This window comes from Enterobacter genomosp. O, assembly GCF_001022965.1.
Lineage (GTDB): Bacteria > Pseudomonadota > Gammaproteobacteria > Enterobacterales > Enterobacteriaceae > Enterobacter > Enterobacter cloacae_L.
Map to the genome: position 1 here is coordinate 16,475 of NZ_LECZ01000002.1, position 9,765 is coordinate 26,239.

A 9,765-nucleotide genomic window follows, 5' to 3' on the forward strand; every position below is an offset into this window, starting at 1 on the left:
AAAAACCATGCTCAGGAGAAATTATGAGCCGCTATCAGCACACGAAAGGACAAATTAAGGACAATGCCATTGAGGCATTACTTCACGACCCGTTATTTAGACAGCGCGTTGAGAAGAATAAAAAAGGGAAAGGAAGTTATCTACGTAAAGACAAGCATGAAAAACGGGGTAACTGGGAGGCCAGTGGCAAACAAGCGAATCGCTTATTTACCACTGGCCTTCCTGCTTTAAGCTGTTGATTATACGCGGTTGTTCTGCTCTTTTAACAGATCGCGAATCTCACTCAGCAGCACTTCTTCTTTTGTTGGTGCAGGTGCCGCAGCCGGCTCTTCTTTTTTACGGTTGAGCCTGTTGATCAGCTTGATAGCCATAAAAATGGCAAACGCCACAATCACGAAATCAAACACGTTCTGAATAAATACGCCGTAGTGCATCACGACTGCCGGGATATCACCCTGTGCTTCACGCAGCGTGAAGGCGAATTGTTTAAAATCAATACCCCCAATTAACAACCCTAAAGGTGGCATGATAATGTCGGCGACTAATGATGAAACAATCTTGCCGAATGCCGCACCAATAATGACACCCACAGCCAAATCAACAACGTTCCCGCGCATCGCAAATTCGCGGAATTCTTTAATAAAACTCATTTTTCTCTCCTTGTGCCAGCTGACGACTATAAGTTTAACAAATGATTAGCCAATTGCCATTCGGGATAATTAAACGCTATGAAAAATAAAAGGCACAGAAATGAAAAGGATAAAGTTCGGGTGCGCTTTTTCAGGCACCCGACACATTAAAGGAAGAATGGACTTGGCTGGAATAAACGTTCAACGTCGGTAATAAATTTTTTATCGGTTAGGAACATAATAACGTGATCGCCCTGCTCAATACGTAAATTATCATTGGCAATCATGACGTCATTTCCGCGCACAACAGCGCCGATAATTGTACCAGGTGGCAGCTTAATTTCGTCGATCGAACGGCCCACAACGCGCGAAGTGGTTTCATCCCCGTGAGCAACAGCTTCAATAGCTTCCGCAACACCGCGTCGAAGCGATGATACACCGACAATATCTGCTTTCCGGACATGGCTCAGAAGGGCGGAAATCGTCGCCTGCTGAGGCGAAATGGCAATATCAATAACGCTGCCCTGGACCAGATCGACATACGCCTTGCGCTGGATAAGCACCATGACCTTCTTTGCTCCCATACGCTTGGCGAGCATGGCGGACATAATATTCGCCTCGTCGTCGTTGGTGACAGCAATAAAAAGATCTACTTGATCAATATGCTCCTCAGCCAGCAATTCCTGATCTGACGCATCGCCATAAAATACGATCGTATTTTGCAGTTTTTCCGCCAGTTCAGCAGCACGCTGCTGATCGCGCTCGATCAACTTCACGCTGTAATCTTTTTCCAGCCGATGCGCCAGACCTGCCCCAATATTGCCGCCGCCGACCAGCATAATGCGCTTATAGGGTTTTTCGAGACGCTGAAGTTCACTCATCACTGCACGGATATGCTGTGACGCTGCAATAAAGAAGACCTCATCACCTGCTTCGACAATGGTGGAGCCTTGCGGGCGAATGGGCCTGTCGTGACGGAAGATGGCCGCGACGCGCGTATCGATATGCGGCATGTGCTCACGCATCGTGGAAAGCGCATTGCCGATCAATGGCCCACCGTAATAGGCCTTAACGACTGCCAGGCTCACTTTACCTTCGGCAAAATTCACCACCTGCAGGGCGCCCGGATATTCGATCAGGCGATAGATACTGTCGATAACCAGCTGTTCTGGCGCTATGAGATGATCAATAGGGACCGCTTCTGAATTAAACAGTTTCTCTGCATCGCGGACATAGTCCGGAGAGCGAATGCGTGCGATTCGGTTTGGTGTGTTGAAAAGCGAGTAGGCCACCTGACAGGCCACCATATTGGTTTCGTCAGAACTTGTCACCGCGACCAGCATGTCGGCATCGTCTGCGCCCGCTTCACGAAGAACGCGTGGGTGCGAACCATGGCCCTGCACAACGCGCAGATCAAATTTATCCTGTAAAACGCGCAGGCGATCGCCGTTGGTATCAACAATTGTAATGTCGTTGTTTTCGCCAACCAGGTTTTCCGCCAGCGTTCCGCCAACCTGTCCTGCACCCAGAATGATAATCTTCATATCTCGTGACCTGTTCTCAACATCACTCTTTGATTAGCTTAGCGTAAAAGAAGCCATCACCCTCTTCTGCCCCCGGCAGGTTCTGCTGACCCGGGGATTCAGGTGTTCCCGTATCGCGCAGTGCCGCGTCCGGGGTACGTTTAAGGAAGGACGCGATTTGCAGGCTGTTCTCTTCCGGAAGTATGGAGCAGGTTGCATAGACCAGCGTTCCGCCTGGTTTAAGGTGCGGCCAAATGGCGTCGAGAATGTCGGACTGCAGTTGGGCAAGTTCCTTAATATCACGATCGCGGCGTAGCCACTTGATATCCGGATGACGACGAATAACACCGGTTGCAGAGCAGGGGGCATCCAGCAAAATGCGGTCGAACTGTGTTTCACCACACCATTCTGCGGGTTTGCGTCCATCGCCTTGCTTAACCTGTGCCTTCATGCCCAGACGCTTAAGGTTGTCGTAGACGCGTGACAGGCGTTGTTCATCAACGTCCACCGCCATCACGCTGGCCTGGGGAGCCACTTCAAGAATATGCGTTGTTTTGCCACCTGGCGCGGCGCACAGATCGAGGATCTGCTCACCGTTTTTAGGTTCAAGCCAGGTCATGCAACCCTGGGCAGAGGCATCCTGTACGGTTACCCAGCCTTCATCAAAACCGGGTAATGCATGTACCGGTGCAGGCGATGCTAAACGTACGGCATCAGGGTATGCATCATGGGTGAAGCCGCTCATTCCAGCCTCTTCAAGCAAGGCCATCCAGGCATCGCGAGAATGATGATTACGATTCACGCGTAACCACATCGGTGGACGTTGATTATTGGCTTCGGCAATATTTTGCCACTGCTGTGGCCAGGCTTTTTTCAGGCGCTTCAACAGCCAGTCCGGGTGCAGGAAACGTGTTTCGCTTTGGGCAAATTCAGCCAGAAGCTCTTCCTGTTGTCGCTGGAACTGACGCAGCACACCGTTGATCAACCCTTTCAGCTGAGGGCGTTTAATCGCAACGGCACCTTCCACTGTCTCTGCCAGCGCGGCATGAGGAGGGATGCGGGTATGAAGAAGCTGATAAAAACCCACCATAATCAAATAATGTACGGTGCGCTGCTTGCCTGTCATTGGGCGTGACATCAGCTTATTAATCAACCACTCAAGCTGAGAGAGTGTGCGCAGGACGCCAAAACAAAGCTCCTGAAGCAGGGCTTTGTCTTTATCAGATACTTTTTGTTGCAGTGGAGGCAGGACGTTACTCAATGACTGGCCCTGCTCGATAACCTGCTCAACGGCCTGAGCCGCCATACTGCGTAGATTTTGTTTTTTCATAACCGTAAAAATAAAAATGCCCGGAAACACCGGGCCTTAAGAATAAATTTGTTCAGGCAAGACGATTGCCCGGGATAAACCATTCACGACGGGAATTTAACAGATCCTGAGCGCTCATGGCTTTCTTACCGGCCGGTTGTAGCGATTCAAGATTCAGGATCCCTTCCGCAGTCGCCACCTGAATACCGTTCTTGCTGGCATCTATAATCGTACCGGGTTCGGCTGTGGTATTACCGCTAATGACGGAGGCCTTCCAGATCTTCACTGGCTGCCCATCAATCTCCATCCAGCTCATCGGCCACGGATTAAAGGCGCGAATGCAGCGCTCAAGTTGAGCGGCTGACAGGGACCAGTCGATCCTCGCTTCTTCTTTACTCAGTTTTTCGGCATAAGTCACCAGCGCATCATCCTGAACTTCAGGTTTCGCCGTATTGTCAGCAAGCTGCTGGAGCGTCTCGATGAGTCCTTGCGGGCCAAGTTCTGCCAGTTTGTCATACAGCGTGGCGCTGGTGTCGTCTGACGTAATGGGGCAGGCCAGTTTATACAGCATATCGCCGGTGTCTAAACCTACATCCATCTTCATGATGGTAACGCCTGTTTCAGCATCACCTGCCCACAGAGAGCGCTGGATAGGTGCTGCACCACGCCAGCGCGGGAGCAGAGACCCATGCACGTTGATGCAACCCAGGCGAGGCATATCAAGCACAGCTTTTGGCAGAATTAAACCATAAGCCACCACCACCATCACATCGGCATTCAGGTCAGCAACAAGCTGCTGATTTTCCTGTGGCCGTAACGATGCGGGCTGGAAAACGGGTAAACCATGCTCTTCTGCCAACACCTTTACCGGGCTAGGCATCAGTTTTTTACCGCGGCCAGCCGGACGGTCCGGCTGGGTAAAGACGCCAACAATCTGGTGACCAGAAGATAACAGCGCGTCAAGATGACGCGCTGCAAAATCAGGGGTTCCCGCGAAGATAATACGTAGTGTTTTAGACACGATGATCCTTGTATCCGGGGGGACGTTATGCGCGAGAACGCAAACGATCCAGTTTCTCTACTTTCTGACGAATACGCTGCTGTTTCAGCGGTGAAAGATAATCGATAAACAGTTTACCGACCAGGTGATCCATCTCATGCTGAATACAAATCGCCAGCAGGTCGTCTGCTTCCAGTTCGAACGGATTACCGTCGCGATCCAGGGCGCGAATTTTCACTTTTTCGGCACGCGGCACTAAAGCACGCTGTTCAGGAATGGACAGACAGCCTTCCTCAATCCCGGTTTCGCCACTCTTTTCGAGCAACTCAGGGTTGATCAGCACCAGTCGGCCATCGCGATTTTCAGAAACATCGATCACGATAATACGTTTGTGAATGTCCACCTGCGTTGCCGCCAGGCCAATGCCTTCTTCGGCGTACATGGTATCGAACATATCATCAACGATACGCTGGATTTCTGCATTCACTTCTTTGACCGGTTCAGCGACGATGCGAAGGCGCTCGTCCGGAATATGTAACACTTGCAAAACTGCCATAAATTTCCAGAGTCGTGTTCAGGAGTTGATAAGAATACTCTCTCTATTCTAGACAAAACCCCCATCGATTGACAGCATCAGTGACCAATCGCAATGATTGCGCAGGCCGCTTATGGCAGGGGAAAGGATGACGTCTACCGAGATATGGCTACGGCTAATACACACAGGTTCTCTGTATGGTGATGTAATGCTCAAAGCGGCTGCACAATTGCAGAAGCTGGAACGCATCGATGCTCTTGTCGTCAGAAACGCCGGGTTGACGGTAAAGCAGACTGAACGGTTCTTTGCTCCAGATGAAAGTGAGCTGGAGCGTAGCCTGATATGGCTTGAGCAGCCGGGAAATCATTTATTGACGGCTAACCATCTGCTTTACCCCCCTTTACTCCGCGCGATTCCTGATTATCCCGGGGCGTTATTCATAAAAGGTAACCTTGAGACACTCAATACGGCCCAGCTGGCGGTCGTCGGTAGCCGTGCGCCGTCATGGTACGGCGAGCGATGGGGAAAGATTCTCTGCGAACAACTTTCGCAAAGTGGTTTTACGATTACCAGCGGGCTGGCCTGCGGTATTGACGGCGTTGCCCACAGCGCGGCGCTGTCAGTAAAAGGGCGAAGTGTCGCGGTGCTGGGAAACGGACTGTTTAGCATTTATCCCCGTCGACATCAGGCATTGGCGATGCGGATTATCGAGTCTGACGGCGCGATAGTGTCTGAGTTTCCTCTTTCCGCACAGCCCAGGCCAGCAAACTTTCCCCGTCGTAATCGAATTATCAGCGGTCTGAGCCAGGGCGTGCTGGTGGTTGAAGCGGCGCGGCGAAGCGGTTCACTGGTCACGGCGCGATGCGCGCTCGAACAGGGGCGAGAGATTTTTGCCTTGCCCGGCCCGATAGGTAACCCCGGATGCGAGGGGCCGCACTGGCTGATTAAGCAGGGGGCGACACCGGTAACGGAAGCCGGGGACATACTTGAAAATTTGCAATATGGGCTGCAATGGCTGCAGGAAGATCCCGAAAAGCGACATTATTCATCAGATCAGGGAAAGGTGGCATTGCCATTTCCCAAGCTCCTGGCTAACGTAGGAGATGAGGTAACACCTGTTGACGTTGTCGCTGAACGTGCCGGCCAACCTGTGCCAGTAACGGTAGCACAGCTACTCGAACTGGAGTTAGCAGGGTGGATCGCAGCTGTACCCGGCGGCTATGTCCGATTAAGGAGGGCATGCCATGTTCGACGTACTGATGTATTTGTTTGAGACTTACATCCATAACGAAGCAGAAATGCGAGTGGATCAGGACAAATTGACACAGGATCTTACCGATGCGGGGTTTGAGCGGGAAGATATCTATAATGCGTTGATGTGGCTGGAAAAACTGGCTGATTATCAGGAAGGCCTCGCCGAACCGATGCAGCTTGCTTCTGACCCATTGTCAGTACGCATTTATACCGCTGAAGAGTGTGAAAGGCTGGACGCCAGCTGCCGGGGGTTCATTTTATTCCTTGAGCAGATTCAGGTGCTAAACCTCGAAACGAGAGAAATGGTGATAGAGCGCGTCATGGCGCTGGATACTGCAGAATTTGAGCTGGAAGATCTCAAGTGGGTGATCCTGATGGTTCTGTTTAATATCCCGGGCTGTGAAAATGCCTATCAGCAAATGGAAGAATTACTCTTTGAAGTGAATGAAGGTATGCTGCATTAATTCAATGTGCAGCACCAAGAGTTGTTATGGCCAAATCAGCACTATTCACGGTGCATAAAAACGAGCCCTGCCCGCAGTGCGGGGCTGAACTTGTTATTCGGTCCGGGAAACACGGTCCGTTTCTCGGTTGTTCACACTATCCGGAATGTGATTATGTTCGTCCCCTGAAAAGCCAGGCGGATGGACATATCGTTAAAATTCTGGAGGGGCAGCTTTGCCCTCTCTGCGGTGGCGAATTAGCGCTGCGCCAGGGACGTTTCGGCATGTTTATTGGATGTAGCCGTTATCCGGAATGTGAACATACGGAACAAATTGATAAGCCTGATGAAACGGCTATTGCCTGTCCTCAATGCCAACGCGGACAACTGGTACAGCGTCGCTCTCGTTTTGGTAAGACCTTTCATTCCTGCGATCGCTACCCTGAATGCCAGTTCGTTATCAATTTCAAACCGGTAGCGGGCGTCTGCACCCATTGCAATTATCCGCTACTTATCGAGAAGAAAACGGCGCAAGGTATGAAACGCTTCTGTGCCAGTAAACAATGTGGAAAGCCAGTTTTGGCGGATCAAAACAGTGAATAATAACCTGCAATCAGGCTCCATTGCGCATTTGGTGGATGTCCTGAAAAACGAAGAAGTCATCGCCTATCCAACTGAAGCTGTTTTTGGGGTCGGTTGCGATCCCGACAGCGAGGCGGCCGTGAGCCGCCTGCTTACCTTAAAACAAAGACCCGTTGAGAAAGGGCTGATTTTGATCGCTGCGAATTATGAGCAGCTTAAACCCTATATTGATGACTCTATGCTGACGCCTGCGCAGCGCGAGACGATCTTCTCCGCGTGGCCTGGTCCAGTGACCTTCGTCTTCCCGGCGCAGCCGACAACGCCACGCTGGTTAACCGGACGCTTTGATTCACTTGCGGTTCGCGTAACTGACCATCCGCTGGTGGTAGAGCTTTGCCTGGCATATGGCAAACCGCTGGTTTCAACCAGCGCCAACCTGACAGGGTTGCCGCCTTGTCGCACAACCGATGAGGTGCTGGCGCAGTTCGGAAATGACTTCCCTGTCGCTGTCGGTGAAACGGGAGGGCGCCAGAATCCGTCCGAAATTCGTGACGCTTTGACCGGCGAACGTTTTCGCCAGGGGTAATCTCATGGAAACCTATGCTGTTTTTGGTAATCCAATTGCGCACAGCAAATCACCGTTGATCCATCAGTACTTTGCGGAGCAGCTGCAGATAAATCATCCCTATGGTCGTGTACTGGCACCGGTGGATGCATTTATTGCAACGCTGGAGGCCTTTTTCGCCGCGGGCGGTAAAGGCGCGAATGTGACGGTTCCTTTTAAAGAGGAAGCTTTCGAGCGTGCGGATGAGCTGACCGAGCGCGCTTCACTTGCTGGTGCAGTAAATACCTTAAAACGGCTTGAGGATGGCCGTCTTCTGGGTGATAACACCGACGGAATTGGTCTACTTAGCGATCTGGAAAGGCTCTCCTTTATCAAGCCCGGATTCCGGGTCCTGCTGATTGGTGCGGGTGGCGCATCGCGGGGAGTCCTTTTGCCTCTGCTTTCGCTGGACTGTGCGGTAACCATTACCAACAGAACTTTTTCCCGGGCAGAAGCGCTGGCGGCGTTGTTTGCACATACCGGTAGCGTCAGTGCGGTAGCACTTGATGATCTTGAGAATCGTGAATTCGATCTTGTCATCAATGCCACGTCCAGCGGCATAAATGGTGAGAGCCCGGCAATCCCCGCTTCGTTGGTAAACGCTCATATGTACTTCTATGACATGTTTTATCAGAAAGGGAAGACCCCTTTCCTGAGCTGGTGTGAACAACACGGCGCGAAGCATGTAGCGGATGGACTGGGGATGCTGGTGGGACAGGCTGCGCATGCGGTGCTGCTCTGGCATGGCGTGTTGCCTGCAGTCGAGCCGGTCATTGAAAAGTTAAAGCAGGAGCTTTCGGCGTGAATCAGGCTATACACTTCCCGGACAGAGAGAGCTGGGATGAGAGTAAACAAGCGGTCTGTTTCCCGGTGCTGGTACAGGGTATGCAACTTACCTGTGCCATTTTGGGGGAAACGCTGTTACGCCGTTTTGGCGGCTCTGATCCGATAGCGGTATTTTGTGAAAATCGCTGGGATCTGGAAGAGGAAGCCAGCGATTTAATCCGTGAACAGCAGGAGGACGATCAGGGCTGGGTTTGGTTGTCCTGATCCAAATAGTCATTCTTCCATTTAACGTAGTTGTTCGCTGAGTATTTTAATCCTTCGATCTCTGCCTCCTTCAGGGGGCGGATCTGTTTTACCGGGCTTCCCAGATAGAGATAACCGCTCTCGAGTCTTTTGTTTTGCGGGACAAGGCTACCGGCACCAATCATGACGTCATGTTCTACTATGACGCCATCCAGCAAAATCGACCCCATGCCAACGAGTACCCGGTTTCCGATAGTGCAGCCGTGAAGCATCACTTTATGGCCGACGGTAACATCTTCTCCAATGATGAGTGGATTACCTTCCGGGTTATAAGAGGATTTGTGGGTGACATGCAGAACGCTACCGTCCTGAATATTCGTACGTGCGCCAATCGACACATAGTTAACATCTCCCCTGATGGCGACGAGCGGCCAGATACTGACGTCATCGGCCATTCGGACATCACCAATCACCACGCTGCTGGCATCGATCATCACGCGATCGCCTTTTTGGGGGAACAGATCTTTATAAGGACGTAATACTGCGGGCATATCTACCTCTAATGATGAGCGCTATACAGAAGACTGTGATCATATTATTGGATCGAGGCAAGACAAAATACGTCAATATTTAAGCAAATCGGGTGGGATTTCAGCGAAAAGCGCGGAAAATCAGCAGTCGGAAAAAAAGATCTAAAAAATACTTGTGCTAAAAATTGGGATCCCTATAATGCGCCTCCATCGACACGGCGGATGTGAATCACTTCACAAACAACCCGGTAGGTTGAAGAGAAAAAATCCTGAAATAACGGGTTGACTCTGAAAGAGGAAAGCGTAATATACGCCACCTCGCAACGGT

Annotated in this window: 13 protein-coding genes; 7 read left to right on the forward strand and 6 right to left on the reverse strand. The window is 51.2% G+C overall.

What is annotated here, in order from left to right:
• Positions 1-23: 23 nt before the first annotated feature.
• Positions 24-239, forward strand: a complete 216-nt coding sequence (locus ABR39_RS00220; protein WP_047345325.1) for an alternative ribosome-rescue factor A — start codon at positions 24-26, stop codon at positions 237-239.
• On the opposite strand, the gene mscL is transcribed toward ABR39_RS00220, so the two are convergent.
• The 5 genes from mscL to def all read right to left on the reverse strand — a co-directional run bounded on the left by mscL (position 240) and on the right by def (position 5,017).
• Entirely contained in the window at positions 240-650 is a 411-nt protein-coding gene (gene mscL / locus ABR39_RS00225; RefSeq protein WP_028014631.1) for a large-conductance mechanosensitive channel protein MscL, read from the reverse strand.
• Between the two features lie 146 nt (positions 651-796).
• Entirely contained in the window at positions 797-2,173 is a 1,377-nt protein-coding gene (trkA, locus tag ABR39_RS00230; RefSeq protein ID WP_047345326.1) for a Trk system potassium transporter TrkA, read from the reverse strand.
• Positions 2,174-2,195: 22 nt separating this feature from the next.
• A complete protein-coding gene (gene rsmB / locus ABR39_RS00235) occupies positions 2,196-3,482 on the reverse strand; it encodes a 16S rRNA (cytosine(967)-C(5))-methyltransferase RsmB (protein WP_047345333.1) in 1,287 nt (428 codons plus the stop codon).
• Positions 3,483-3,534: 52 nt separating this feature from the next.
• Positions 3,535-4,482, reverse strand: coding sequence for a methionyl-tRNA formyltransferase (gene fmt / locus ABR39_RS00240; RefSeq protein WP_047345327.1), 948 nt, complete (start codon positions 4,480-4,482; stop codon positions 3,535-3,537).
• Between the two features lie 25 nt (positions 4,483-4,507).
• Complete coding sequence (gene def / locus ABR39_RS00245; protein ID WP_008503479.1) at positions 4,508-5,017, reverse strand: peptide deformylase; 510 nt, start codon at positions 5,015-5,017, stop codon at positions 4,508-4,510.
• Positions 5,018-5,144: 127 nt separating this feature from the next.
• Between def and dprA the strand changes: the two genes are divergently transcribed.
• Genes dprA through ABR39_RS00275 form a run of 6 tightly spaced genes read left to right on the forward strand, consistent with a single transcriptional unit; the run spans position 5,145 to position 8,928 of the window.
• Positions 5,145-6,269, forward strand: coding sequence for a DNA-protecting protein DprA (dprA, locus tag ABR39_RS00250; RefSeq protein ID WP_047345328.1), 1,125 nt, complete (start codon positions 5,145-5,147; stop codon positions 6,267-6,269).
• Positions 6,241-6,714, forward strand: coding sequence for a DUF494 family protein Smg (gene smg, locus ABR39_RS00255; protein ID WP_008503477.1), 474 nt, complete (start codon positions 6,241-6,243; stop codon positions 6,712-6,714). Before dprA ends, smg begins: the two co-directional genes overlap by 29 nt.
• Before the next feature lie 26 nt (positions 6,715-6,740).
• Entirely contained in the window at positions 6,741-7,295 is a 555-nt protein-coding gene (locus ABR39_RS24010) for a DNA topoisomerase family protein (protein ID WP_048339009.1), read from the forward strand.
• Positions 7,288-7,860, forward strand: coding sequence for an L-threonylcarbamoyladenylate synthase type 1 TsaC (gene tsaC / locus ABR39_RS00265; RefSeq protein ID WP_047345334.1), 573 nt, complete (start codon positions 7,288-7,290; stop codon positions 7,858-7,860). The genes ABR39_RS24010 and tsaC overlap by 8 nt, the downstream gene beginning before the upstream one ends.
• Positions 7,861-7,864: 4 nt before the next feature.
• The gene (aroE, locus tag ABR39_RS00270; protein WP_047345330.1) at positions 7,865-8,683 is read left to right on the forward strand and encodes a shikimate dehydrogenase; all 819 of its coding nucleotides are present in this window, start codon (positions 7,865-7,867) and stop codon (positions 8,681-8,683) included.
• Positions 8,680-8,928 carry a DUF1488 domain-containing protein gene (locus ABR39_RS00275; RefSeq protein ID WP_047345331.1) on the forward strand — a complete coding sequence of 83 codons (249 nt, stop codon included), beginning with the start codon at positions 8,680-8,682 and terminating at the stop codon, positions 8,926-8,928. The genes aroE and ABR39_RS00275 overlap by 4 nt, the downstream gene beginning before the upstream one ends.
• Here the strand turns inward: ABR39_RS00275 and ABR39_RS00280 are convergent.
• The gene (locus ABR39_RS00280) at positions 8,904-9,458 is read right to left on the reverse strand and encodes a gamma carbonic anhydrase family protein (protein ID WP_047345332.1); all 555 of its coding nucleotides are present in this window, start codon (positions 9,456-9,458) and stop codon (positions 8,904-8,906) included. The two genes, ABR39_RS00275 and ABR39_RS00280, sit on opposite strands and share 25 nt — an antisense overlap.
• Positions 9,459-9,765 lie beyond the last annotated feature (307 nt).